This is a genomic window from Pseudoblastomonas marina, from assembly GCF_014641655.1.
GTDB classification, from domain to species: domain Bacteria; phylum Pseudomonadota; class Alphaproteobacteria; order Sphingomonadales; family Sphingomonadaceae; genus Alteriqipengyuania_A; species Alteriqipengyuania_A marina.
Genome location: NZ_BMID01000001.1, coordinates 2,207,552 through 2,232,454 on the forward strand (window position 1 = coordinate 2,207,552; position 24,903 = coordinate 2,232,454).

General features: G+C 63.1%; 26 protein-coding genes and 1 tRNA gene. 10 read left to right on the forward strand and 17 right to left on the reverse strand.

Annotated features, from left to right (window positions below):
* Positions 1-69: 69 nt before the first annotated feature.
* The gene (locus tag IEW49_RS10770; RefSeq protein WP_188642653.1) at positions 70-885 is read right to left on the reverse strand and encodes an 8-oxoguanine DNA glycosylase; all 816 of its coding nucleotides are present in this window, start codon (positions 883-885) and stop codon (positions 70-72) included.
* Positions 886-898: 13 nt separating this feature from the next.
* Here IEW49_RS10770 and IEW49_RS10775 point away from each other — a divergent pair, with 13 nt between their 5' ends.
* Positions 899-1,234, forward strand: a complete 336-nt coding sequence (locus tag IEW49_RS10775; RefSeq protein WP_188642654.1) for a helix-turn-helix domain-containing protein — start codon at positions 899-901, stop codon at positions 1,232-1,234.
* A gap of 106 nt (positions 1,235-1,340) precedes the next feature.
* Here the strand turns inward: IEW49_RS10775 and IEW49_RS10780 are convergent, their stop codons facing one another.
* Positions 1,341-1,850, reverse strand: a complete 510-nt coding sequence (locus tag IEW49_RS10780; RefSeq protein WP_188642655.1) for a GIY-YIG nuclease family protein — start codon at positions 1,848-1,850, stop codon at positions 1,341-1,343.
* A gap of 263 nt (positions 1,851-2,113) precedes the next feature.
* Between IEW49_RS10780 and IEW49_RS10785 the strand changes: the two genes are divergently transcribed.
* Both IEW49_RS10785 and IEW49_RS10790 read left to right on the forward strand, forming a co-directional pair.
* Positions 2,114-2,593, forward strand: coding sequence for a Panacea domain-containing protein (locus IEW49_RS10785; RefSeq protein WP_188642656.1), 480 nt, complete (start codon positions 2,114-2,116; stop codon positions 2,591-2,593).
* The gene (locus IEW49_RS10790) at positions 2,583-3,011 is read left to right on the forward strand and encodes a hypothetical protein (protein ID WP_188642657.1); all 429 of its coding nucleotides are present in this window, start codon (positions 2,583-2,585) and stop codon (positions 3,009-3,011) included. Before IEW49_RS10785 ends, IEW49_RS10790 begins: the two co-directional genes overlap by 11 nt.
* Positions 3,012-3,046: 35 nt before the next feature.
* Here IEW49_RS10790 and IEW49_RS10795 read toward each other — a convergent pair whose 3' ends face one another.
* The 3 genes from IEW49_RS10795 to IEW49_RS13120 are packed head-to-tail and all read right to left on the reverse strand — an operon-like array spanning position 3,047 to position 5,553.
* Entirely contained in the window at positions 3,047-4,738 is a 1,692-nt protein-coding gene (locus tag IEW49_RS10795; RefSeq protein WP_188642658.1) for a VRR-NUC domain-containing protein, read from the reverse strand.
* An 18-nt stretch (positions 4,739-4,756) separates the two neighbouring features.
* On the reverse strand, positions 4,757-5,131 hold the full coding sequence (locus IEW49_RS10800; protein WP_308419701.1) for an excalibur calcium-binding domain-containing protein: 375 nt from the start codon (positions 5,129-5,131) through the stop codon (positions 4,757-4,759).
* Positions 5,122-5,553 (reverse strand): hypothetical protein, encoded by a 432-nt coding sequence (locus IEW49_RS13120; protein WP_229658169.1) that lies wholly within the window; start codon positions 5,551-5,553, stop codon positions 5,122-5,124. The genes IEW49_RS10800 and IEW49_RS13120 overlap by 10 nt, the downstream gene beginning before the upstream one ends.
* Positions 5,554-5,705: 152 nt before the next feature.
* On the opposite strand from IEW49_RS13120, the gene IEW49_RS10805 reads away from it, so the two are divergent.
* Positions 5,706-6,650 carry a hypothetical protein gene (locus IEW49_RS10805; protein ID WP_188642659.1) on the forward strand — a complete coding sequence of 315 codons (945 nt, stop codon included), beginning with the start codon at positions 5,706-5,708 and terminating at the stop codon, positions 6,648-6,650.
* Positions 6,651-6,685: 35 nt separating this feature from the next.
* Here IEW49_RS10805 and IEW49_RS10810 read toward each other — a convergent pair whose 3' ends face one another.
* Positions 6,686-7,462 carry a hypothetical protein gene (locus IEW49_RS10810; RefSeq protein ID WP_188642660.1) on the reverse strand — a complete coding sequence of 259 codons (777 nt, stop codon included), beginning with the start codon at positions 7,460-7,462 and terminating at the stop codon, positions 6,686-6,688.
* A 662-nt stretch (positions 7,463-8,124) separates the two neighbouring features.
* On the opposite strand from IEW49_RS10810, the gene IEW49_RS10815 reads away from it, so the two are divergent.
* From IEW49_RS10815 to IEW49_RS10835, 5 genes are read left to right on the forward strand one after another with little or no spacing between them, the layout of a single operon-like run.
* Complete coding sequence (locus IEW49_RS10815; protein ID WP_188642661.1) at positions 8,125-9,036, forward strand: hypothetical protein; 912 nt, start codon at positions 8,125-8,127, stop codon at positions 9,034-9,036.
* A complete protein-coding gene (locus IEW49_RS10820) occupies positions 9,033-10,511 on the forward strand; it encodes a TnsB C-terminal domain-containing protein (protein ID WP_188642662.1) in 1,479 nt (492 codons plus the stop codon). The genes IEW49_RS10815 and IEW49_RS10820 overlap by 4 nt, the downstream gene beginning before the upstream one ends.
* A complete protein-coding gene (locus IEW49_RS10825) occupies positions 10,508-11,431 on the forward strand; it encodes a hypothetical protein (RefSeq protein WP_188642663.1) in 924 nt (307 codons plus the stop codon). The genes IEW49_RS10820 and IEW49_RS10825 overlap by 4 nt, the downstream gene beginning before the upstream one ends.
* A complete protein-coding gene (locus IEW49_RS10830; protein WP_188642664.1) occupies positions 11,431-12,447 on the forward strand; it encodes a TniB family NTP-binding protein in 1,017 nt (338 codons plus the stop codon). The genes IEW49_RS10825 and IEW49_RS10830 overlap by 1 nt, the downstream gene beginning before the upstream one ends.
* A gap of 3 nt (positions 12,448-12,450) precedes the next feature.
* Positions 12,451-14,349, forward strand: coding sequence for a hypothetical protein (locus IEW49_RS10835; protein ID WP_188642665.1), 1,899 nt, complete (start codon positions 12,451-12,453; stop codon positions 14,347-14,349).
* Between the two features lie 192 nt (positions 14,350-14,541).
* Here the strand turns inward: IEW49_RS10835 and hisIE are convergent, their stop codons facing one another.
* Genes hisIE through IEW49_RS10875 form a run of 8 tightly spaced genes read right to left on the reverse strand, consistent with a single transcriptional unit; the run spans position 14,542 to position 21,384 of the window.
* The gene (gene hisIE / locus IEW49_RS10840; protein ID WP_188642666.1) at positions 14,542-15,174 is read right to left on the reverse strand and encodes a bifunctional phosphoribosyl-AMP cyclohydrolase/phosphoribosyl-ATP diphosphatase HisIE; all 633 of its coding nucleotides are present in this window, start codon (positions 15,172-15,174) and stop codon (positions 14,542-14,544) included.
* Complete coding sequence (hisF, locus tag IEW49_RS10845) at positions 15,171-15,935, reverse strand: imidazole glycerol phosphate synthase subunit HisF (protein WP_188642667.1); 765 nt, start codon at positions 15,933-15,935, stop codon at positions 15,171-15,173. The genes hisIE and hisF overlap by 4 nt, the downstream gene beginning before the upstream one ends.
* On the reverse strand, positions 15,922-16,647 hold the full coding sequence (locus IEW49_RS10850) for a 1-(5-phosphoribosyl)-5-[(5-phosphoribosylamino)methylideneamino]imidazole-4-carboxamide isomerase (RefSeq protein WP_229658170.1): 726 nt from the start codon (positions 16,645-16,647) through the stop codon (positions 15,922-15,924). The genes hisF and IEW49_RS10850 overlap by 14 nt, the downstream gene beginning before the upstream one ends.
* The gene (gene hisH, locus IEW49_RS10855; protein ID WP_188642668.1) at positions 16,635-17,222 is read right to left on the reverse strand and encodes an imidazole glycerol phosphate synthase subunit HisH; all 588 of its coding nucleotides are present in this window, start codon (positions 17,220-17,222) and stop codon (positions 16,635-16,637) included. Before hisH ends, IEW49_RS10850 begins: the two co-directional genes overlap by 13 nt.
* Complete coding sequence (gene hisC / locus IEW49_RS10860) at positions 17,219-18,874, reverse strand: histidinol-phosphate transaminase (protein WP_188642669.1); 1,656 nt, start codon at positions 18,872-18,874, stop codon at positions 17,219-17,221. Before hisC ends, hisH begins: the two co-directional genes overlap by 4 nt.
* On the reverse strand, positions 18,871-20,157 hold the full coding sequence (gene hisD / locus IEW49_RS10865) for a histidinol dehydrogenase (RefSeq protein WP_188642670.1): 1,287 nt from the start codon (positions 20,155-20,157) through the stop codon (positions 18,871-18,873). Before hisD ends, hisC begins: the two co-directional genes overlap by 4 nt.
* A complete protein-coding gene (gene hisG / locus IEW49_RS10870; RefSeq protein ID WP_188642671.1) occupies positions 20,157-21,047 on the reverse strand; it encodes an ATP phosphoribosyltransferase in 891 nt (296 codons plus the stop codon). Before hisG ends, hisD begins: the two co-directional genes overlap by 1 nt.
* A complete protein-coding gene (locus IEW49_RS10875) occupies positions 21,037-21,384 on the reverse strand; it encodes a YerC/YecD family TrpR-related protein (protein ID WP_188642672.1) in 348 nt (115 codons plus the stop codon). The genes hisG and IEW49_RS10875 overlap by 11 nt, the downstream gene beginning before the upstream one ends.
* Positions 21,385-21,546: 162 nt before the next feature.
* Here IEW49_RS10875 and IEW49_RS10880 point away from each other — a divergent pair.
* Positions 21,547-21,622, forward strand: a tRNA-Thr gene (locus tag IEW49_RS10880).
* 71 nt (positions 21,623-21,693) lie between these two features.
* On the opposite strand, the gene IEW49_RS10885 is transcribed toward IEW49_RS10880, so the two are convergent.
* From IEW49_RS10885 to IEW49_RS10895, 3 genes are all read right to left on the reverse strand, one after another.
* A complete protein-coding gene (locus IEW49_RS10885) occupies positions 21,694-22,686 on the reverse strand; it encodes a GGDEF domain-containing protein (RefSeq protein WP_188642673.1) in 993 nt (330 codons plus the stop codon).
* Between the two features lie 187 nt (positions 22,687-22,873).
* Complete coding sequence (locus IEW49_RS10890) at positions 22,874-23,290, reverse strand: RidA family protein (protein WP_229658224.1); 417 nt, start codon at positions 23,288-23,290, stop codon at positions 22,874-22,876.
* Positions 23,280-24,902 (reverse strand): benzoate-CoA ligase family protein, encoded by a 1,623-nt coding sequence (locus tag IEW49_RS10895; RefSeq protein WP_188642674.1) that lies wholly within the window; start codon positions 24,900-24,902, stop codon positions 23,280-23,282. The genes IEW49_RS10890 and IEW49_RS10895 overlap by 11 nt, the downstream gene beginning before the upstream one ends.
* Position 24,903 lies beyond the last annotated feature (1 nt).

The window sequence follows — 24,903 nt, forward strand, 5'->3', positions numbered from 1 at the left end:
CTTGAAAGGAAGAATGATGTCCGGTGTGCACGCGCGTCAACCGCGAACATGTTCATTTCAGCGGAATACTCAGTTGACCGAAGCAAAGAGAGGAAGATCGGCTGTCGGTTCCAGCCTGCGATCGATGACTGGCTGCCTGGCCAGTTCACGCATGACGTTCCACATGACCGAATCGAGCAGCGAGGGGCGCGCTCCGATCACCTCTGCAAAGGCGAGGAATGCTTCCTCCATGGCTAGATAGTGGCGCTCCACCCTCCAGCCGGGCTCGAAGAGGCCCATATGTTCGCAGGCGCGAACGATATGGATATCGAGGATGGCGACCAGGTCGCTGTCCCGCCAGTTGCGCACGACCCACGACGCCGTCTTAGGGCCAATTCCCTTGAGGGTCATGATCCCGTCGCGCAGAGCACGATCGGGAAGACCCTGGTCGATCTCCGGCAGAGCCTGAAACGAAGATGCCAGGAAGTGCGCCTTCTGCCGCGCGAACCTGTAACGCACCTTCCGCCCCCTGACCTCGAGCGGCCTGCTCAGCAGATCCAGCACAAAGCCCTCATCCGCCAGGGCCTCGTAACGTCCATCGCATTCGGATCTAATGCGCTCGTAAGCGGCGATACCGACTTCGGCGGGGATGCCGTAGCCCCCCAGAAGGCAAGCGACCAATTCGTCCTCCAAGGACTTACCGAGCTTGTAATGCCTTGGCGCCTCCAGCCCCCACATCCAGGATTGCGCCGCCCAGTAGGCCGGCGTCTTGGGATGGTCATGCATTCCCCATCGCAAGTCCGAAATGCCGACCCCGGTGGACGCGGGAGGCAAGCGCAATTCGAGGAATGCCTCTTCTTTCAACGCGTAGACGATCTGGTCGGTTGAGAGGGATAGAGAATGCATATATGCATATTATATGCATTCCGATTCGGCAGCAAGAAGTCTTCTGGAAAAGATGGAGCGCGCGCGCCTGGCACGTCGATTCACCCAGCATGCGGTCGCGAAGCAGCTCGGGATAACGCAGCCGCATTACAGCAAGGTCGTGCGAGGAACCGCAGCCCTCACGAATGGCATGCATGACGCTATGGATGCATGGCTGAACCAGAATCCACCGCCTTCGGTGCAGCGCACCGATGAACTCATGCGTCTCACGCGTCGGATCGAGCGCGACGTAGCCAAACTTAATCGATTATTGGCGCAGGAGGGGCGTCGCCCGCAACGCCGCGCGCTGGCGTCGGAAGAACGACCCTAATCGGCATGTGACGGCCAAACGCCTAGAACAGATGAGAAGTTCGCAGGGCCGCCGAACTCAGTCAACTGCTCACGTCGCCGATGTCCCGCCTTCGGCGTTTCACACATCAGGGAAGGTTTCCGCCTCCCTCGAAATCGGTCAATGCGTCACAATTCACGCAGTGATACATCCAGGATGCGTCCTGGAAATGCATCCCGCAAAAGCAACCGCAGAACGGGCAGCATTCGTCGATCTCCAAGTCTGCCCAGTCCCAGACACCGACATACTCCGGAACCGCATCGCGGTCGTAGCCCACAATCTCGAACGCGTCCGCGTTCTTGGCAACGAAACCGAAACGACCCGCGTGTGCGAGATCGGCAAGAATATCGGCCGGTTGCAGGTAGAACCATTCCCGCGCCGCGACCTCGCTACCTCTATTCACATTGGCCCAAGCATACTTGGCATGCAGACGAGCCTCCGTCACAGCGTCGGATCCGTCGTCAATCCAACCGACCAATTTGAGCGGCCGCGAGTTTCCGGTCTGCAAGGCGCGACCGCGACCCTGCGGGTTGCGTGATCGCCCGATCTTCATTCGCCAATCAGCGTCGTTCTCTTCCAGAATGAAATAAACCGCCATTCGCGCCATCTAGCACACAGCCAGGCGTCTGCGAGCCGTGACCGCAAGACGCGGCTAGCAGTTCGCTTCCCTCGAAGGCGACACCGGGCTCGCCTTGGGAAATCGTAGCGCCTTCTACGCGCTCGGCGTGCTGGGCGGTCAGCCTTCAGGCGCTTTCGTCATCTTTCGATTGGGCGACGCCTGGATCTAGCCATCGATAAACCGAGGACCGTTTTTACGGAAATTTCGGGATTGAAGTTCATCTTGGAAAGGAAAACAAAGAGATGGAAGATATGGCCCGTAAGATCGATGCCCACGATGTCGCAGACTGGTTTATCAATCGAATCGACCGAAGGATGGGTGAAGTCATCACCACCGACGTTGTCCACCGGCTCCTTTACTTCGCGCAGGCGTGGTATCTGGCGAACACCGGACACGAAATGTTCGAAGAGGAATTCGAAGCCTGGGGCACAGGTCCCATAATTCCCGCGATCTACGAGCGCTTCGAGCACATGGATGTCGCGAGCCTACCGGACATCGAGAACAGCCGCACGATCAAGGGTAGCAAACTCGAGATGCTCGAATGCATCCAGAGGGATTATGGCTGCTACATGCCGTTCAAGCTGGACGAACTCGCCAAGGAGCCCGGCGGCCCCTGGCACACCGCTCGAAAGGGCCTCGCACCTCTGGCACCCAGCGACAGGGTCATCCCCAAGACCGCCATGAAGAGCTTCTACAGGGAGAAGATCAAGGATGCCGCATAACTCCGAGAAGGGCCGTATGCGCACCGACCGGCAAGATCCCCGCCCGTCCTTGGGGTCATTAGAAGATCATGAAGGGGTAACGGTGAGTTTCGCCCATTACAGGGCAGAGACGGAATGCCTTTCGAGCTGGAACAAGGCTGATCTCAAGAGCTTCGTCGGTGTCGTCGAGAAACTGCGAACGATGGATGTCACGACACTTCGAAATTCCAGCCTTTGCTCTCCGCATCGAGGCGAAGTGCGACCGGCGAAGCGTTTTACGAGACCCGACACGATCGGGAAGGACTACCGAATGCATGAGATCCGAGTAGATCGAAGCAACGCAGCGCGAATGCATGGCGTGATCGAGGAATCGGTATTCTACCTTGTCTGGCTCGACCGTAAACATGAGGTGTTTCCCTGGAGGAAGAACAAGAAGTGAGTGTTTATTTCTCTCACGTTCACGCATCTCCAAGGTCATGTGGCCTGTATGATTTCTGCTAGCGTCACGTGATGCGCCAACGGATTGAGCAAATCGCGGACTAGTCGCGCCTGGCTTGCGTGTATGGAGTCAGAGGGGCCTTTGACCTCGACGAACCGAACCTCGTCGCCGCGCCAGAGCGTGAGATCCGGCCAGCCCGCCCTCAGGTCGTAGGGCGCAGAAGAAAAACGATCCGCAATGGCGGCGAGGCGTTCGTTGCCGAGCGCCTTGAAGAGGCCTTCCACGCCATCCCACCAGACGCCTGGATAGAATGCAGGGGTTTCCCCTGAACTCTTGGATATCAGAGCCCAGTTCCTTCGCAGCTGCCCGATGTCCGCTCGCCTGACGTTCGCCAGCAGATCGCCGATGGCATATCGATCCTCATCGAACGCGACGTTCTGCGCATACAGCGCCTCGATGTAGGTATCGGCGTTACGCTCCGCCAGCTTAGCGAAGGACGCGGCCTTGATAACCGTGAGGATCAAGCCTCCTTCGGTTGCGGCCCCACTCCACCCTCCATCGAGGTAGTGCTCTAGCGCGGCATTCTCGATCGACGTCCATTCGCGGAAGGCGGCACTCCTCCATAGCTTGTTTTCGCCCTTTTCAAGTTCGATGACCTCATACTTCATGCCGAACCGGTCAGCCTGCTTCTCCAGACGTCCCTTGCGCGGTGCCTTCGTCTTCGACGCCCCCCCAACTGCGCGCCGCAACTTTTCCGCACGCCTGAAAACGCCGACCTGAGGGTCAAGCAACAGCGCGCTGTCATACGCTTCCAACGCTTCGGCATCGCGACCCAGTTTCTCGAGTAGTTCGCCCTTTGCTCTAAAGGCTCTTGCACGAAGCCAATCAGCGTCGGTGCTGCATGCTACGGCGAGACCCTGCAGAAACGCCGCGATGTCTTCGGACGCAGCATCTGACCCGGCCTGCTCGATGGCGGACTTGATCACGTTGAGGTCACCGCGTCCAATCCGAGCGCGCTGCCACTCAGTGGCATTCACCAATCGACCGGTGAAGTCATAACCCGCGCGATCTCCGTCCTCCGTGACGACGTGAACCAGGTCAGCATCGGTATCGAATTCATAGCCGGCTATGGATACGGATTCCGGATCCCATCGGGCGAGTTCCCGTCCCGCATGCACATCAAACAGGATCAGCTTGCAGCTATCACTGCTCCCCGGAGAATTGAGCGTCCGGCAGATCGCGATCCTTCCGTTAGGAGAGAGTGCGTGATTGTCGATGTTGGCCGTTAGGGCGTGGTGTAGAAGCTGCCGTCCCTCGCTGGAGAAGCCAGCGAGCACTCCGTCGAGCCCATCCCCGAACAACCAGTCGCTTATCAATACCGTGCCGTCGTCGGCGACCTTCCCGTCCTGGGGACGCTGAAGGTTGCCTTGTGCAATCAGGCGATCGCCCTCGAGCAGGATCCATCGCCCCTCTCCGTCATACCGGTGGCCGCCTCTACTGCCATCCGGACTGCGATCCGACCAGCCAACGACATAGCGGCCATTCGGCGAGCGGGAAAACTGCCCGAAAAAGCCAAGATCTCGTATGGTGAGAAACCGATCGGAGAAGAAGTCGAGTGCGCAACGCGTAGGGTTCTTGGGTTGCGAGGGAGGGTGCCGCGGGGTTGCCGCTGTCGGAGTAGATGCGAGTTCGGCGAGCCTGCGCCAAAGTCCTTTCACGTCGACCATCCCGCTCGCGGGCGAAAACTACTCACAGCCGACACCATCGCCATCGCGATCGAGGTGCCTCGCATATCCCGGGTCGCCTCTCCTGACCGGTGCTGCCCCCGCAGCACGCGCCGCGGCGCAATTCGCATAGTTTACAGCCCCGCTTGCTGGCGGACGCTCCCGTGCTTGTGGGGCCTGAGCGCGGTGGCAATGTCGACCACCGTTCTTGCGATCATTGTGACATCCGTCGTCCGCGAGACCTCCGGGATGGGCCGAAGCGGCGGCCGCCCACGCAAGCGAAGCAACTGCGATCACCAGCGATCCGAACATAAGCGTTGCGACCAGCCCAAACTCCAGCCGGATCAACCAACCGCGCTTTTCGCTCTTCCGATCGCTCCATTCCCTTAGCGACATTCGTGCCTCCCCCAATACCGGTCCCACCGAGCGGCCCAAGCTCCGCGAACCATAGCGCAAGATAAATCACCGGACTTCGGCGAGGTGCACCACGCCCCTGTCCGGTTACCTCCTGCAGAACCGGTCGAAACACATCGCATCGCAGGACCCGCTACGAGGACATGACCGTGGCGCCCGGTGCCGGTGGGGCGGCCGATCAAGTCGACCAATGCGTCGCGCGCCACCATCGCGTCGGCTGCGGGGCAGGGGTGACCATCGGAACAGGAGCCGTCGAGCTCGCGCGCTGCAATGCCGGCGAGCCGGATACGAGGACCTTCCTCGCACCATACAGGCCCATCGCCGTCCCACACGGCTTCGGGGGTGCAGGTGAAAGCCTCGCCGGCCGGCACGACTGCGGCTGCGAGAAGAAGAAGTGCCGACATTCGAACTTCTTACCGGACCTTCCGATCCATTCAATGGCCGTCGCACCGAGGTGCGGTGAACGCGCGCGGTCGCAGACGCCCGACAACCCTCTTGGGGTGGAGGGGAGTGGAATGAGCCAAAGTTTGCAGTTGTAATAGTTAGGAGTGGAAAAATGCCTGAACCGGATTTTGCCGGTATCGAGCCGACGCGCGTGCCCGAGGCCAAGCGCAGGTTAGCCGCCATAGACAAGTATCTGAGCTTGCCGTCTCCGACCGGCGAGGATGCCATTCGCCTCGCTCGCTCGATCGGGATAACGCGTTACCAGTTTCAGCGGCTGGTCAAGGCATGGTGCGAACACCGGAATGCAAAGATGCTCGTAGTGACCAAGCGGGGAAGAGCGACGCGCAACTACGGCATCGACCCACGTGCCAAGGCGATTGCGACCGAAGTCATCGAGGCAAGCGGCGCTGATGCGCAACTGACGAAAGTGGCGCCGATCGTCGAACAGCGCTGCGTCGAAGTCGGAGCCAAGCCACCGTCCCGCCCAACGATCTACAACTGGATACGCCAGCGCCAAGCCCAGGCTGCGAATGCGGAGGGCGCTCCCCGCATCGTGGTTGGCCGAATGTGGCCGCGGTTGGTGGTGAAGGCGAAACCCGATACCTTTCCACTCGTCCTTGTGGCTGTAGCGTTGCCGGAAAAGTGCATCCTCGCCCATCGTGTGTCCTTCGACCCGGCAGGGCCAGCCTCTGTCAGGGCCCTGGTCGATGATCTGCTTCGTAAGCGTTCGACGAAGGCGATGGCCCGGCCACTGCTTTTAAGTCCGCATGACCTAAACGAGGCACGCCCATCACTGGGCGTATATGGCCTCGATGACTTGAAGAGCCACCCGCGGTCGCTCCAGCGGATCATGTCGCAGACCTTCGGAGGCGCGCTGTCGGATATTCGCGTCGTGTTTCAGATCCAGAAGGCGTTGAAGACCTCCGCGGCCAACCTCTCCCGGCAGGACGAGGCGATCAGTGAAGATTTCGCAATGGCGACAATCGACCAGGCCGTCAGCGATCACAACCGTCGTTGTGGATACAACCAGGTTTCCTTCGACATTGCCGTAGGCTGAGTCCGAAGCCAAGGTCGCCCGATGTCAGAGGCGATTCATTGTGGCTCGGCAACCATATGAAGGAGTTCGAGCACTTCCGCAGGGATCTCGCTCAAGGCGTCGGAAGCTAGAGGCTGCTTCTCTCGCATGACCTCATCATTATACTCCGCTGCCCTGATGGCGAAATGGCCCTCAAGCTCCGAACGCGACCAAGGGGTCATGTCCCCGTTCGGAGGCAGGGCATCTCCGCGCAACGTCCTTGCCGGTGTCAGGGTGAGGAGACCAAGCTTGCCGCCCACCAGCTTCTTAAAATATCGACCGAAGCGAGCGTCGCTGTCTGCGTGCTGGACATTGCCGGATATGGCTGCGTCAAGGCGCTCGACAAGCTTGGCAGTCGCTTCCTTGTCGAGCCCGGACTTGATTTCCACCTCGGTCAGTCGCCTTGCCCAGGTCGGTGGAGACAGATCGTCAAGTTTCGCCAGGGCATCGCGAGCCGCTCGCTGATAGCCTGGGAGCGCTACGGCGCTCTCCGCGACATGCCAGCCGAGTATCATCCGCGTGCCCACGTCGAGAACGACGAACAAGATCCAAGGCCGACCATCCCCCTGCGGGGCGCTGATAGCCGAACAATCGAAGCGCAGAGCGTGACCTGCCTCGCCCGTAGCCTTGACGCGCCGAATCTCTGTCTCGACGATACGGCGCAAGACCATTGGGCTCGGCGCGGAGGTTGGATCAACTCCAGCTGCTTCGACCATGTGGCGGGTCAACTGGGCGACAGACGCATCGGCGTGGGCGCGAACGACCTTACCAACAACGGCTTGAAGGGCGTTCACGACCTCCCCTTTGGACGGTCGAGCCCGAGCTGACGCGCCTGACCCTCGGCGCACCGCGAGAGAACCAAGCGATGGGTGGTCGCGCCAGGCAGCCGCAAGCCTGTAAAAGCGACTGATGCTCACGTTCGCAGTTCGGCATGCCTCTTCAATGTCGAGTTCCCCGTCGCGCCACCCTTCTATCGCATCGATCCGACGTCGCGCCAGATCGCGCCGGGAAGGTGATAGTAGCTTCCACTCCTCTTCATCAGTGGCCGGGAGCGAGCTGGGCAGCGACACCGATGCGCCGCCTTTCATGTCTCGCTTGCCACCATATGCCAGTGGTGGGCGAGCGAAGATGCTGACGTCGTTTTCTCATCCATACCTGCCGAGTTAACACAAAAATTCTACATGCCAATGCGAATCTCCTTGCTTTTCTGAAACGCACTTTCTAAATGCCAACGCACTAAGGGAGATGTGCGTATGAGCATTGAGATCGAACCACCGGCGAACAAGAGTAAGCCGAAGGGTGAATGCCCGTTCGCTGATAGCGAGCATTCAGAGCGCGATCATGATCGCGGATCTGCCGAGCGGAAAAATGCGGAAGATGGGCACACGAACTACGTTCGGGCGGATCTCACCGCTACGCGAGTTGGTTCAGCCCGCTCCATCCCGCCGATGCCGCGATGGAACCGACACCCGAGCATCTCGGCGATGCGTTCGCGGCGCACCTCCCCTTGGCGGTGGACCCCGGTCAGCGGGAGGTCCGTGTCGTGACCATCAGCCATCCGCAAAGATCTCAGGCCATCCCCGATCTTCGGGATGAAGCCCAGCCAGCGGACGGACGCCGGCTTGTTCGGACCGGCACTGGCGAGACCGATAATCCTCCGCTCGGCCACATCGTGGTGTTCCGCCACGGCGGGACGGAGAGACCAGTGGTGACGCGCGGAGGTCTCCATCTGCGTTTCCGCATGCCGTCGGTGAAGACCGGAATGACGGAAGTCGGCGAGGGAAGGGGAGAGGAACTGCTCGCCATGCAGTGCGAAGTCGATGGCAACATCGTCCAGTTCAAATGCCATCCCTACAAATTCGACATCGCATTCGGCGGGCCGCGTTTCACCTATCGTCCCGATCTCGCGATCCTCTACCGCGATGGTCGGATCGAGATAGTCGAGGTCAAACGCACTCCGGACGATCTCAGCACCGACGACAAGGTCAGCTTGGCGAGAGTTCGGGAATTCGTCCGCAGGTGTGGCTGGGAGTTCTCCATCCGCTACCTCGAGGATATTCGCGGTTCGAGATGGCGTGAACACAACGTCGCCAACATCTTCGGACGTCGCGCAATGGCACTGACCAACCATGAGAGTTCACGCGCGCAGGCAGTCCGAGCGAAGATGCAGCAGATGGGATGGGGCGACCTGATCAGCCTCGTCGCTCAACATGATCGCAAGCACGGCAATGCGGTCGTCGAGCGTCTCATCGCTGGCGGACTGTTCACCGTCGACTTCGATAAGCCATTCCACGACCGCACCATTCTAAGTCCCACGCCGATCGTCGCGTCGCGACCGCTGCCGGGATTCGAAGGGATAGCAGCATGACAAGACCTCTCGCCTACCCTCAAGAGAAAGGGGATCCCGTCGAGATCCTCGGCCGCGATTACTACTTCGAACGCGTCGATCCCGACCACGCGGTCACATATCGCGCGCCCTACGGCGCCTCCTATCCCGACTTCATGGTCGATGACGATAACGGACATCCCCGCAAGCCCACCACGGCTGATATGAATGCCATCTTCGCACAGGACGGCATCATCTTCCGCTCGAAGCCCTCCAGCAACGAAAGCCGGCGGCTTGCGCGAAACATGGAACTGGACGCCGAGCAGTGCCGGACGATGGACGCGAAATCGCCGCTGCGGGTCGCGATCAGCCTCTTCTGCGACGACAACTGCGGCTCCCTGTCCGACGACGCCATGTTTCCGGTCATCCGCCGCGCGGTCTCCCAGCCGGGTATTGCTGCGCTAAATCCCACGGGATGGGAGCCGCACCCAACCACAGTTCGCGAATGGCTGCGGGAACGCGGGGAACCGGGAAGGCGCAAGCCGCGCGATGGCGTGTCGATGGCCGGTCGCTACCTGCGTTCGATCGTCAGCAGACACCCGGTCGAGTTGATCCTCTATCACATGATGTCCGCCTGTCTCGCGAATGACCGGGATCAGATCCAGAGCTTCTACGACTGCTACGTGGCCGACCTGTGGAAGGTCAGCAACGGCAAGCCGCTGGACCGTCCGATGCTCGTCGAAGGTGAGGACGGAACCTGGAGCGTCGGCGACAAGGCCGCCGAATATCCCAGGCCGTCGACACCCTATAAGGCCGTTCACTACACCACCTTCTGGCGCCGGGTCCGCGATATGCGCACCCCGAAGCTTTTCGGCCTCGCGACTACCGAGAGGGGAAAGCGCGCGCGCTACGGTGGTGGTGGCTTCAGCGAGCGACCGTCGTTCGGTTCGCTATGCGAGGCGGATGAAACGCCCGTTCCCTACGTCTTCCTCGTCGATGACGACACCGGCATCGGCATGGGTTCGGCAACGATGACCCTCATGGCCGAATGCAGCACGACGGCATTGGTCGGATGGGATCTTTGTGCCGAGGCGGCTTCGAGTGCCTCCCTGCTGCGCACCGTCAGGCACGCCAACTCGATCAAGGAGGTTCCCGCTGATCTGCTCGAGAAATTCCCGGACCTGCCTTTCGTCAGACTACGTCCCGACCGCATCAAGGTCGACAATTCCGCAGGCGCGCACTCCCGTCATTTCGAGGACGCGTGCGCGGAAGCCTACATTCAGGTCAACTTCACCGGGAAGGAGCATCCCACGCATAAGGGTCTCATCGAGAGGACCATCGGGACGATCCTCCAGATGCTCTTCAAGAAGCTTCCGAGCCACAATTACGACATCGCCCTGATGCGAAAGTTCGGATTCGATCCGGACAAGCAGATCCTCTGCACGATCTCGCAGGCGCGGGAACTGCTCGACCGGGCCTGCTTCACCTACAACATCACGAGGCACAAGGGCCTGTGAACCGGCAACCCCTCCTGATGTGGCGCAAGGCCACCGCTACCCGCGCGCCCAATGTCATCGCGGATCTCGACGAGTTCGATCGCAACATGGGCTGCGTGAAGTTCGACGCTGCCGTCTACGCGACCGGGGTCGTTTTCATGCACAACCGGTATTCGTGCCATGAAATGGGTGAGATCGTCGGGCTCTTCGAGCGCGGCGCCATTCCCGAAGGAGACGTCACACCGAAGCAGCCCCGCAGGAACCAAAATCCGCACCGCAAGGTCACCGCACGTGGCAAGCTGAAATTCGATCCGGATGACCTCGGGGTAGTCCATCTCTGGATCCCATTCGGCGAACACAAGCGGTGGGTGACGCTCAAGTGCGACAATCCGGACATGGCTGGCGTTCCCGTCTGGTTGCACGAGAAGTGCATGGAGCTGGCGAACATCGAGGCCGACGAATTCTGCTCTAAGGAGGAGCAGGCGGTTTTCCGCGCCAAGCTGTTCGACATGATCTCGAATGTGAACGAGAAAGCGTCGGCGAAAAACCGCAAGCTCCTCGGCCGAGCCTTGGCGGATAAATCGACGGCGGCGTCATTGCGGCGCTACGTCGAACTCACGCCCGAGGAAGGCGAGGACACCCCCGCTGTTGAGACCCGGACCGATACCGACCCCCAGGACATCCATCCGTTCGAGCCGGACGCGTGCGTCATCGACAATGCCCTTGCGGGAAGTCGGCGCAAGGACGCGGGAGACATGACCCCGCGGCCCAGGAAAATGGCGAAACAGACGCCCAAGACGTGGGCAGAGATGCAGCGCGCGAAGAAGAGGGGTGTCCCGGTCCGCGCGCGCAATGAAAACGGCAGAGCGAACTCGAGAACGCGGCGAGAGGCGCCGCCGCGTCGATCCTCGGGAAGAGGCCTTACATGGAAGGAGAAGTGATGAGCAAGAAAAGCGAAAAGGCCGAAATAAAGGATGTCACTGAAGCTGATCAGTTGACCATCTCTCCGGCGATCAAGGATGCCTTCCGGTCGCTGCGCGACCAGAAGGTGGCCATGCGCTCGACTGCTGCGACCCGGGCGATCGCGGCATTCAACACGATCCGGCTTCCCTATCCCCGCCAGCTCGAAGCCATGCTGACTTTTCAAGAGGCTCAGGATCTTGGACGTGCAATGAAAGGACGCAGGCAGACAGCGATCTGTGTCTTCGACCCGCCACACACGGGAAAGACCACCGCGGCTGAAACCTTCGTGGACGTGGCTAACGAAGGGGCCGAGGAAGGAATTCGGCCGGTCATCTTCATGAGTTTCGGCAGTGGTGGCGGGCCGAGCGACATGTATCGCGCGATCCTGAAAATCCTCGGCGAAGGCTTCCCGGCGACAAAGGACCTCGAAATCCTCCGTGATCGCGCCTGCGAGGCGATGCGGCATGCCCGCACAGATCTCCTCATGATCGATGAAGCGCACGAGGGAGGCAAGGGATCGGCCTACGGCCCGCGCCTCACGGCGGAGCTCAAGACGCTGCTTAATGGCGGACACGTGGGGATCGTCCTGCTCGGGACCGAAAAGGCAGAAGAGATGATCAGCAAGGACCAAGAGTTCCTCATGCGGACCATGGCACCGTGTCGTCTCGGAGCACTCGACTGGGCAGTCGACGAAGACAGGGACCTGTGGATCGGATTCCTGTCAAAGCTCGATGAAGAGATGATCCGGATCGGCATCATTGCCGAACCGACCGGCCTCGCCGATGAGGAACTGGCGCTGGCTCTCTGGCAGGCATGCGACGGGATCATCGGCCAGCTCATGAGCGTGGTGAGACAGGCGCTGCGCATCTCGATCCACGACGACCGCGATTTCATCTCTGTCGACGATCTCGTAGTCGCAGTCGATGACTGGTCGATCTCGCTCGGGCTGTGCGATACCAATCCGCTAGAGCGCCTCCTCCTCGAAGCAGCCTGACGCATGCTCGCTCTGGCCGATATCTCGCAGGAACTGCTGCGTGGGGAACGTTCGACAGACGATGCTCCTCGTCGGCTGCTCTATCGGGACCGGGTTTCCTTCTCCTTCAGAGATGGGGAATCCCTGCGAGGCGGCATGGCCCGAGCCTGTGAACTCGCCGGCGCGCCGAACAGCTGGACGGTCCTGCGGGAAGTCGGGCTCAAGCACCGAAATCGGGTGCTAGTTTCCGAGGATCCCGACATCGATATCGGCGCACTCGCGGAGGCGCTTGGCGTCACGCGCGAAGAGGTGGCCGCCAGACAATATCCCGAAAAGGAGAACGGAGCCCGGGAATACTTCGGAATGATCGTTCCCGCAGGCAGCATCGAAAGCCGTGCAAGGAGATATTCGCCCACGTTCCTTCGTGACCGAGGATATCATCTCGCTGCTTGGGAGCTGAAGTTCCTCCCCTTCTGTCCGGTGACCTGGGACATCCTGCTGCAACACTGCGATGCGTGCCGATCGCAGCCTCCGCAGGCGCAGGGGTGGGTCAGGACGCTCACGCCCGTCGATCGTTGCGACGAGTGCGGGAGAAGGCTGGCCGAAAGATCGACGTCGAACGTATCCGAGGGACTGCGGCCAGCACTCGAGATTATCTCGTGTCTAGTGCGCTGCACGGAGAAGGAACGCGCGTCAGTTTTCGACTTACTCCCGAGTGATCTCGGGAGGGCTGATCCGCAGGCACTGCTTGACGTGATCCTGGGGCTAGCGAAGCACATGAAAGCCCCTTCCACCGAAGAGGATGGTGACCCGCAGGTGATCCGCCTCCATCGAGCTTGCAAGGCCGTCCAAAGCTGGCCGACTGGTCTGGATGACATCGAGTTCAGTGCATCACCCACAGGCCAGACCCTTCCGCCGCTAATGCAGAGCTACGCAGCCTTGGGAGCAGAGCCGGCTATCGATGCGGCCGAGGCGGAATACGCGAGCATCAAGGCCATGAACCACCTAACTTGTGGCGACGAACTTGATCGGATCGTCGGGCTCAGAGAGGCATCTGCGATTTCAGGGTTGGAAGACGACACGCTTCGCGCCGCGTGGGAAGCGCAACTGATCACCCGGAGGTATCGCGCTCATGGGAATAGATTGCTTCCCGCTTTCGAGGTGCGAGAATTGCTGGCATTCGCTGAAGCGTGGAAAACCCGAGTGAGCGCATCATCGGTTGCCTCGCGTTTCGGGCTTCCGACATATGCCATCGAGCAATGCGTAATACGGGGGCACCTCATCCCCACCGCGCTCAGCCTGCCGGGATCGGGCTACTTCTTCTCTAAACAGGCCGCCGATCGCTTCTGCGATGAGACATCTCTGAAGCAGCCCGCACCTCACGTTGCGACGGTCGCTCTATATGATCTGATGCGACTGGTCTCGGGTAGACTGAAGCCCTGGGGTGAAGTCCTGAGTGCGGTAGCGCTTGGCCGAATTTCGGCAGAGCTCGAGCCGGGAGATGATAATCAGTTAGCCAAGCGGCTTCAGATCGACGAAAGTTCCGCGAAATATCTAATCGGAAAAGAGGCTGCCAAGGGGGTGCCCTCCTTGTGCGGCTTGTCATCAACCATCTGCCAATCCGATGCTTATGAAGTGCTGAATTGCTCGGCAACGAGTTCGGGCATGCTGGACGGAATCGCCAGCACGGGCATCAATCCAAAGCTGTTCCCCCTTGAGCTTGTCGCCAAGCGTGCCGGAGAGGTCGCGGCAACCTCGGAAATCGCGAAGCGTCTCGACTTGGATCCGACGCGGACATCGCGCCTCTTGAGTGCCGCGCGGGTCCGAGAGATCGTTCCGGGTGGTTGGGACCGTGCTCATGCTTTCGAACTGATCAATCGCGCAACGCTGATACGCGACGCACAACTCTCGTTGGGTTTCTGATCCACCCCTTGGCCACGTGCCTCTGCGGCCAGCCGCCGAATTCCCATTGCCTCCCCGATAGATGGCGCACTTCATATGCGGAGGGTGAGCGTGTATCTGCAGAAATAGGTTGATCTGAGGGAAAACTACTGCAATCGGCCCCAACGCGATTGTGAAAACATCCTTTGATTCCAGTTGGAATTTGAGGGGTTCTCAGTGCAATCTGATACAATCGGCAGCGTGACGTTTCCGCAGTCGTTCCCCGACATCGTCCCATGACAGTCCGCGCGCCTGCAGCAGCACGGAGAGGTGATAGGCGAGGTCCGCCAGTTCGTCGGTCAGGCCCTCGTCGTCGCGGGTGACCGCGGCGAGCGCGACCTCGACGCCCTCCTCGCCGATCTTCTGGGCGATCTTCTCTCGGCCTTCGGACAGGAGTTGCGCGGTGTAGCTCTCTTCCGGTGGATCGTCGGCCCGCATTGCAACCACCCGCGACAATTGGGCGAGGAAAGCGAGGCCTGTTGCGCCCTCGCTGCCGAAACAGGAGATCGTGCCGAGGTGGCAGGTCGGCCCATTGGGGATGGCCCGCACCAGTAGCGCATCGCTATCGCAATCTGGCATGACGGACACGAGATCGAGCGTGTTGCCGCTGGTCTCGCCCTTGGTCCACAAGCGCTGCTTCGAGCGGCTGAAGAAGGTGACCTTGCGGGTCTCCTTCGTCGCCTCGAGCGCGGCGCGGTCCATATAGCCTAGCATCAGCACCTGTCCGGTCGCATCGTCCTGCACCACCGCGGGAAGCATGCCGTCCATCTTGTTCCAAGCGAGCTCGTCGAGCTGGTCTTCGGTCATGGTCGCACCTCGATTCCGTTTGCCAGCAGGTCTTGCTTCAGGTCGGGGATCGCGATCAACCGGTCGTGGAAGACCGTTGCCGCCAGCGCGCCGCTCGCGCCATGTTCGAACGCCTCGCGGAAATGTCGGGGCGCGCCGGCGCCGCCGCTGGCGATCACCGGGACTGTGACCGCAGCGACGACTTCCTGCAGGTGTTCGCAATCGTAGCCGTCGCGCACACCGTCTTTCCTCATGCAATTGAGCACCACTTCGCCCGCCCCGCGCCGGGTCGCTTCGCGCAGCCAGTCGAGCGTGAGCCTGCCCGCCTCGTCCGAGCGCTCGGGATCGCCGGTATTGCGCCAGACGCGATAGCCGCCTTCCTCGCGCATCGAATCGACCCCGATGACCACGCATTGCGCACCGAAGGCGGCGGCCAATTCGTCGATCAGCTCGGGCCGCGCGAGCGCGGGCGAATTGACCGAGACTTTGTCCGCGCCCGCCTCGAGCACCGCTTCGGCGGTGGCGAGGTCGCGGATCCCGCCCGCGACCGCGAAGGGAATGTCGATGACCCTGCTCACGCGTTCGATCCACGCGGTGTCGACGCTGCGCCCCTCGGGGCTGGCGGTGATGTCGTAAAACACCAGCTCGTCCGCGCCTTCCGCCGAATAGCGGGTCGCGTTCTCGACGATGTCGCCGACGTCGCGGTGGTCGCGAAACTGGACGCCCTTGACCACCCGGCCGTCCTTCACGTCGAGGCAGGGGATGATCCTACGCGCAGGCATCGAGCGCCTCCGCGAGGCCGAAGCGGGCTTCCCACAGCGCCTTGCCGATGACCGCGCCGTGCGTCTTGAGCGCGCGCAGATCGTCGAGCGTGGCCACCCCGCCCGAGGCCTGGATCTTCCATCCCGGCAGGCGCGCCCTCGCTTCTTCGAGAAGGTCGAAATTGGGACCCTGGAGCATGCCGTCGCGGCCGACATCGGTCAGCAGCAGGTGGCACCCGGCAGGAAAGCGCGCGGCGGCATCATAAAGCGTGACGCCGCTCGTTTCGGTCCAGCCGGCGGTAACCACGATCGGCTCGCCCTCGATCAGCTTGATGTCGAGCGCGAGCGCCAGTTCCTCGGGCCCGAACAGGTCGAGCATGCGGTTGACGGTGCGCGGTTCGCGGATCGCGAGGCTGCCGATCACGACCCGCGCGGCACCTGCATCGAGCATGCGGCGGACGTCGTCGATCGTGCGGAACCCGCCCGCCACCTGCAGGTTGAGCGGCGCGTCCTTCGCCAGCTTGCGGATCAGCTGGTGCTGGCGCGGTTCCTTCGCGCGTGCACCGTCGAGATCGACCACATGCGCCCAGGTCGCGCCCGCCGCCGCGAAACCGGCAAGCGTTTCCGCGGGGTCGGCGGCGTAATCCGTGCGGGCCGAGAAATCGCCCTTTTCGAGGCGCACCGGGGCACCGTCCATCAGGTCCATGGCGGGGTAGAGGATCAAGGCTGCCACTCCAGGAAGGCTTGCAGGTATCGCGCCCCGGCCGCGCCGGAACGTTCGGGATGGAATTGCGCGGCCCACCAATTGCCCTGGCGGAGTGCCGCCGGGATCGGCTCGCCGTAATCCGCGCGCGCGACGGTCGCCTCGCCATCGGGACAGGCGAAACTGTGCGCGAAATAGACGTAGTCGCCCGCCGCTAGACCCGCCGCGGGATCGGGAAGGGAAAGCGCGCTCCAGCCCATATGCGGGATTGGACGGGTCGCCGCAGGCTGGAGCGCGCGCACTCGGCCGGGGATGAGGCCGAGGCATTCGATGTCGTTTTCGTCGGTCCTTTCGAACAGCAATTGCATGCCGAGACAGATGCCGAGCGCGGGGCATTCGAGCGCGCGGATCGTGTCGGCCAGGTCGCGCTCGCGCAGGCGTGCCATCGCGTGCCCCGCCGCTCCCACGCCTGGCAGGACGACGCGATCCGCCGCGCGCAATGCGTCCGCATCGGCGGTCACTTCAGCGTCCACGCCCAGCCGCGCGAAAGCGTGGCGGATCGAGGCGATATTGCCGTAATCGAGATCGACGATGGCAAGCGTCACAGCAGGCCTTTCGTGCTAGGCAACACATCGCCTTCGGCGCGGATCGCCTGTCGCAGCGCGCGTCCGAACGCCTTGAACGCGCCCTCGGTCTTGTGGTGGTCGTTCTCGCCCGCGACGGCGATGTGGATCGCGGCCTTCATCGAATCCGCGAGGCTGCGGAAGACGTGGGCCGTCATCTCGGTCGGATAATCGCCGATATGGCTGGCGGCGAACTCGCCTTCCCACACTGCGTAGGGGCGGCCCGAGAGGTCGATCAGCACCTTGGCCTCGGCCTCGTCCATCGGCAGCGCGAAGCCGTAGCGACCGATCCCCCGCTTGTCGCCGAGCGCCTCGCGCAGCGCTTCGCCCAACGCGATCGCGCAGTCTTCCACCGTGTGGTGGGCATCGACCTCGAGATCGCCCTCGCAAGTGAGGTCGAGCGCGAAGCCGCCATGCGCGGCGACCTGGTCGAGCATGTGATCGAAGAACGGGTTGCCGGTGGCGACGCGCCGCGGTCCCTCGGCATCGAGGTCGAGCGCGAGTGCGACCCTGGTCTCCTTGGTTTCGCGCACGATTTCGGCACGCCGCGAAGGAGTCCTCGCGCCCGAATCCCTCACTCCGAATGCGGCAAGTGCCGCGTCGTTTTCCTCGCGCGTACCGACGGTCAGCCGTACGCCACCGGGCGCGGCCTGCGGGCGGAACCGGACCCGGATCGCGCGCGCGCGCATTTCGCGCGCCAGGGCCGCCGGATCCTCGACTTCGAGGAACAGGAAATTGCCGCCGCCGACGCGCACCGAAACGATGCCGTCTGCGCCTTCGAGCGCCTTGGCCAGCCGGGCGCGCTCTTCGTGCAGTTCGGCGATCCGGCGCTCGTGCAGCGAGCGGCGCGAAGGCGCGAGCGCGGCCATCGCCGCCTCGATCGAGGGCACCGGCAAAGGATAGAACGGCGAAGCGCGCGAGGTCATCGCGACCGTATCGGGATGTCCCACCAGCGCGCCGACCCGTGCCCCGGCGAGCCCGAAAGCCTTGGAAAGCGTCCGCAGCACGACGAGGTTCCCGCGTCCTGCCGCCTCGCCTGCGAGGCTCTCGACTCCGGCGAATTCGACATAAGCCTCGTCCGCCACCACGATCGTGTCGGGCAGGCGCTTGGCCAGCGCGAGGATATCTGCAGGTGGCACGACGTTGCCAGTCGGGTTGGCGGGCGAGCAGACGAAAGCGAGCTTGACCTTGCCGTCGGCAAGGATCGCCTCGGCCAGCACATCGGCGCGCAGATCGAAGCCATCGTCGAGCGGCACGTCGAGCACCCGCGCGCCCTGCACTGCGGCGAAGCGCTCATAGGCGGTGAAGGTCGGCGAGCTGATCGCGATCGCGTCCTCTCCCGGATTGCAGAAAGTCCGGACCAGGAGTTCGATCGCATCGTCCGCGCCGCGCGTGACCCAGAGGTTGTCGTGTTCGACACCATATAGCGCCGCCATTCGCGCGCGCAGTGCCTGTGGCTGCGATTCGGGATAGCGATTGATCGGCACATCGGTCCCCATCGGCGCGAAGGGGCTTTCATTGCTGTCGAGCAGGATCGCATCGGGATCGGGCCCGGTCTCGGCAATGTCGAACGGGGCGAGCGCGCGGATTTCGGGCCGTGCCAGTTTCTCGGCGAGGGATTGTCGCGCACTCATGCCGCTTCTCCGCGCAGATCGGCCGCACGGGCGTGGGCTTCGAGCCCTTCGAGGCGGGCAAGCGTGGCCGCCGGGGCGGCAAGCGCATCGGCCCGGTCACTGGTCAGTTGCTGCACGCTGATCGCCTTGAGGAAGGTGTAGACCGAGATCCCGCCCCAGGCGCGCGCCGCGCCATCGGTCGGCAGGACGTGGCTCGACCCGGCGAGGTAATCGCCAAAGGTCTCGGCTGCGTCGTAGCCCATGAACACCGCCCCGGCATTGGCGATCCGGTCGAGCAGCGCCTCGGGGTCGGCAACCGCGAGCGACAGGTGCTCGGGTGCATATTCATTGGCGATCGCGACCGCTTCGTCGAGGCTGTCCACCAACGCGAGGCGCGAATTGGCGATCGCAGCGCGCGCCTGCTTCCCGCGCGGAAGATCGGCGAGCTGGATTTCGAGCTCTGCTTCCACCGCGGAGGCCAGGTTCGCGCAGGGCGTCGCCAGCAGCACCTGTGCATTGGCGTCGTGCTCTGCCTGGCTGAGCAGATCCGCCGCCACCACGCGCGCCTCCGCGCCGGCATCGGCGATCACCATGAGCTCGCTCGGCCCGGCGGGAAGGTCGATCGCGACTCCGCGCGCCGCGACCTGCGCCTTGGCTTCGGCCACCCAGGCGTTGCCCGGGCCGCAGATCTTGTCGCAGGCGGCGATCTTGCCCGCGCCGAACGCGAGCGCGGCGATCGCCTGTGCGCCGCCGATCGTCCACACCGCCTCAATGCCGGACAATTCGGCCGCCAGCGCGAGCGCCGGATCGAGCCCGCCATCCTTGCGCGGGGGCGTGACAACGGTCAGGTCCTTGACGCCTGCTGCGCGCGCCGGAAGCGCCTGCATCAGCAGGCTGGAAAACAGTGGGGTCTCGCCGCCCGGAACATACAGTCCGACGCGGGGGATAGCGCGCCAAACTTTGCGCACGGTCAGCCCCGGCATGGTCTCGACCGCAAGATCACTTGGGCGCGAGGCTTCGTGAAACACGCGGATATTCTCCGCTGCCAGTTCGATCGCCGCGACCGCTTCGGCACCCAAGCTCCGCCGTGCTTGCGCTGCGGCAGGAGCGACCGCAATCAGTCGAGGCGCAGAGGCATCGATCCGCGTGGCGAGATCGCAAACCGCCTCCCAGCCGCGATCGCACACCGCGTCGAGCATTTCCGTGACGCGCCAACGCATGGTTGCATCGGCGCGCAGGTCGGGCCGTGCCAGCGCCTTGCGCCGCTCCCCTGCCGCGGCCTCGTTCCAGACGATCCGCTGCATCACAGCAGCATCTTCTCGATCGGCATGACGAGGATTGCTGAGCCGCCCGCTTCCTTGAGTTCCTGCAACGTCTCCCAGAAGACCGATTCCTGGCACACCGCGTGGACCGCGAATTCGCCCGGCTTGCCGTGCAGCGGCGTTACCGTCGGGCTGCCCGCGCCGGGCAGGATACGCTGGATGTCGCCCAGCGCCTCGCCGGGCGCGTTGAGCAGGATGTATTTCGACCCGGTGCTCGCGAGGACGCCGTCGATCCGGGTCAGCAAGTTGTCGGACACGGTCTCGACCTCGGCGGGAAAATCGCGGCTCGCGCGGATCAGCACCGCTTCGCTATCGAGCACGTCGGCCACCGGGCGGAGGTTGTTCTCCTCGAGCGTCTGGCCGGTCGAAACGAGATCGCAGATGTAGTTCGCGATCCCGAGCTTGGGCGCGAGTTCGACCGCCCCGGTCATCTCGACCACCCGGGCATCGACGCCCTGCCGTTCGAGCCAGGCCCGCGTGATGCGCGGATAAGAAGTTGCGATGCGCTCGCCGGCCAGCGCCGCGGGCCCGGGAAAGTCGCGCCCCACCGGGGCGGCGAGCTTGAGCGAGCAGCGGCCGAAGCCGAGCTTGCACACGGTCTCGATTTTGACCCGCTCGCGACCGAGTGCGAACTCCTCGAGCACGTTCTCGCCGACGATCCCGAATTCGCACACGCCGTCATTGACGAATGTCGGGATATCGTCGTCGCGCACGAACATCAGGTCGATCGGGAAGTTCTCGACCCGCGCAGTCAGGCGGTTCTTGCCATTCTGCACGCGCAACCCCGCCTTCTTCAGCAGGTTGCGGCTGTCGTCGGACAGGCGCCCCGATTTCTGGATCGCGATGTGGAGCCGGTCGCGGTCAGCGAACATTGCGCGCCTCCCTCGCCGCGAGCGCATCGATCGCGATCCGGTAGCCCTTGTGGGGTTCGGTCTTGAGGAAGCGCGCCACCCGCGTGACCGTGGTCGGCGAGACCCCGGTGCGTTCGGAGATGTCGCGATAGGATAGCTCGGTCGCGTCGAGCAGCCGGGCAACATGCCAGCGTTCGGCCAGCGAGTGCAGTTCGGCCGGAGTGCAGAGGTCGGTCAGCAATGCGAGCATGCCCTCGCGCGTCTCGGGCGAGAGCAGCGCCTCGGCGAGGCCGGTGCGCAACTCCCCCTCGTCCCGCGTGGGTCCGAACGTCGAGGTCTGGTCGGTCGAATCGCTCATTACAATGTTACAGCACGTTGTTACAGTTGCTTCACATCTAGTGGGGAGCAAGCGCAGGTCAACCGCTTTTTGGAGAGCCCCAGCTTTACGCTTGCCGCGTGGCGCACACGACGCTATTGGCGCGCCCTCGCCCGCAATGCCCGATCGGCAGGCGCGGGCCGCGCCGCTTTAGCTCAGTTGGTAGAGCACATCATTCGTAATGATGGGGTCACTGGTTCGAGTCCAGTAAGCGGCACCACTGCTTCCCGCACGAAATCCCGATGAGCCTCGGCCGCGCTACGGTCCGGACCCTGCCGGGCGCGGCGTCCTCTAGGCGGCGGCGGTGACTTGCTCGGACTCCTGCGCGACCAGCACCTGGTTGCGACCGGCTTTCTTGGCATCATACAGCGCACGGTCGGCCTGCTTGAGCGTCTCGTCGGTGCTGGAAATGTTGGCTGCGACGCCGGCAGAGAAAGTGATCGCGCCCATCGGTTCGTCGGTCTCGCGCAGCTTCAGTTTGCGACCGGCAAGCTCGTCTTTCGCCTCGCGCACCTTGTCGGCGAGCTTGGCGGCGTCGGGCGTCTCGGCGATCACGAGGAATTCCTCGCCGCCCCAGCGCACCACCGACCATGGCGCGAGCGATTCGGTCAACGCGTTGGCGACCAGTTTCAACGCACGGTCGCCGACCGGGTGGCCGTAAGTATCGTTGATCGCCTTGAAATGGTCGATGTCGATGATGGCGAGGCTGAATCGCACCTTGTCGACTTCTAGGTGCTTCAGCTTCGCGCGCGTGGCGCGACGGTTCGGGATGCCCGTGAGTTCGTCGACCAGGGCCTTGTTGCGCGCCTCGTCGAGATCGCGCTGGAGGCGCTCGATCCGGGTCGATGAATCGGCCAGTTCGCGCTCGGCTTCGGCCGCACGATCGAGAATGCGACGGATCGCCGCCTTCAAATCATCTCCCTGCGCGCCGTCACGGATCGTCTGGCTTTCCTCGGCGATATCGATGCCCAGATCGTCGGCCTGCTGCTGCGTCTCGCGGGCCAGTTCGCCCGCGGCGCTGAGGTAGACGTCGACCGCCTCTTCGCGGGCCGCGAGCCGTTCCGCCGGATCGTCCGACGCCTCGACATGCTTGCCCATGATCTCGATGATCGTGTCCTGCCGCAAGCGCAGGCCGTTCTCGATATTGAAGTCGGTCTCCTCGACGATCACCTTGCTCATGCGGGTGAGGTAGAGGTAGCCGAATCGATAGTTCAGCGGCGTCGGGTCGAGCAGATTGCCCGCCAGAAAATCGAGGACTTCTCGCCCGATACTGCCCTGTTTCATGTGCCCGCCAGTTCGCTTGCCAATTCGGCCCGCGTAAGGCCCTCGCTGCGATACCCGGTTATGCCGATCCCGAGTTAATTTTTACCCAAGTTCCAGTCAGAGACGCAAATACCCGCGGCAAGAAAGGCGGGGGACATGGTGATTCTGATCGATTGGCTGCCCCAGCGATGGCCCGGGCCAAGCTCCGCTAGTCCGGCAAAACCGCGACCGCCTGGATTTCGACCTTTGCGCGGCGTTCAACGAGGCGGTTCACCTCGACCACCGCCATCGCGGGGAAGTGCTTGCCGATGACGCCGCGATAGGCGCGCCCGATCTCCTTCAGGCGCGCGGTGTAGTCCTCGAGATCGGTCATGAACCAGGTCATCGAAACGAGGTGCCCGGGTTTGCCCCCGGCCGCTTCGACGATCGTCACGATGTTCTCGAGGGTCTGCCGGAACTGGTCGACCAGATCGTCGCTCTCGAATTGCTGTTGCGCATTCCAGCCGATCTGGCCGCCGAGATAGAGCGTGCGCCCGGAGGCCGCGATACCGTTGGCATAGCCGAGCGCCGGAGCCCAGCCTTCGGGATGGATCGTCTCGTGCATCATCTCGTCCCTATCTATCATCACGCAGGCGGAAGCGCTGGATCTTGCCGGTGGTGGTCTTGGGCAAGCCATCCACGAACACCACCGAGCGCGGGTACTTGTAGGGGGCGATCCGGGCCTTCACGTGCTCCTGCAAGCGCTCAACGGTCGCTTCGTCTCGTGCCACGCCTGCGGCGACGACCACGTGGGCCTCGACCACTTGCCCGCGCTCCGCATCGCTCGCGCCGATCACCGCGCATTCGGCGACGTCCGGATGCGACAGCAGCGCCGCTTCGACCTCGGGCCCCGCGATATTGTAGCCCGACGAGATGATCATGTCGTCCGATCGTGCGGCGAAGTGGAAGCGCCCGTCCTCGCCTTGGCGAAAGCTGTCGCCGGTCAGGTTCCAGCCCTCGCGGACGTATTCCGCCTGGCGCGCATCGGCGAGGTAGCGGCAACCGGTCGGTCCACGCACGGCCAGGCGACCGATTTCTCCCTGCGCCACGTCCTGCATCTCGTCGTCGACGATGCGCGCTTCATAGCCGGTGACCGGTCGCCCGGTGCAGGCGGGGGCGCGGTCGTCGGGGCGGTTGGTGATGAAGATGTGCAGCAATTCTGTCGACCCGATCCCGTCGAGGATCGGTGTGCCGGTCTTGCGCTCCCATTCCTCCCATACCGGTGCGGGCAGCGTCTCGCCCGCCGACACGGCGAGGCGGAGCGAGGAGAGGTCGGCGCCTTCGTCCATCGCGGCGAGCATCGCGCGATAGGCGGTCGGTGCGGTGAAGCTGATCGTCGCGCGGTGGGTCTCGATCAGTTCGACCATGTTGGCCGGACTCGCCTGTTCGAGCAACGCCGCGGCCGCACCGAACCGCAGCGGAAAGATCGCCAGCCCGCCGAGCCCGAAGGTGAAGGCCAGCGGAGGCGAGCCGACGAAAATATCGCCGGGTGTCACGCCGAGCACTTCCTTCGCATAACCATCGGCGATGATCAGCAGGTCGCGATGGAAATGCATCGTCGCCTTGGGTTCGCCGGTGGTGCCCGAGGTGAAACCGAGCAGCGCGACGTCGTCCTGAGAGGTGTCCGCCGCCTCGAACCGCACGGGCTTGGACAGCGCAACGCGGTCGAGCTCGGCATCGTGATTGGCGGTCCCGTCGAAGCCGACGACCTTTTCGAGGAAGCGCGAATCCTTGGCGCAGGCGACCATTTCGTCGAGGCTGCGCGTATCGCACAGAGCAAGGCCGATCTCGGCCTTGTCGACGATCTTGCACAATTCGCCCGCGCGCAGCATCGGCATGGTATTGACCGCCACCGCGCCGGCCTTGGTCGCGGCGAGCCAGCAGGCGACCAAGGCCGGGTTGTTGGGCCCGCGGATCAGCACGCGATTGCCCGGCACCACGCCGTAATCCTCGACCAGCGCGCGTGCGATCCGGTTCGACCAGTCGGCCAGTTCCTTGTAGGTGCGCGACCGGCCATTGCCGATCAGCGCGATGCGGTCGCCATGCCCCTCGTCGACCAGCCGGTCGCACAGTTCGACCCCCGCATTGAGCCGCTCGGCATAATCGAACCCGTCGAGCAGCAGCTCCGGCCATTGTTCGAATGGCGGGAGATTGTCGCGCGCGAAGCTGTCGCTGTGGCCGGACGGAAGTAGCTCCATG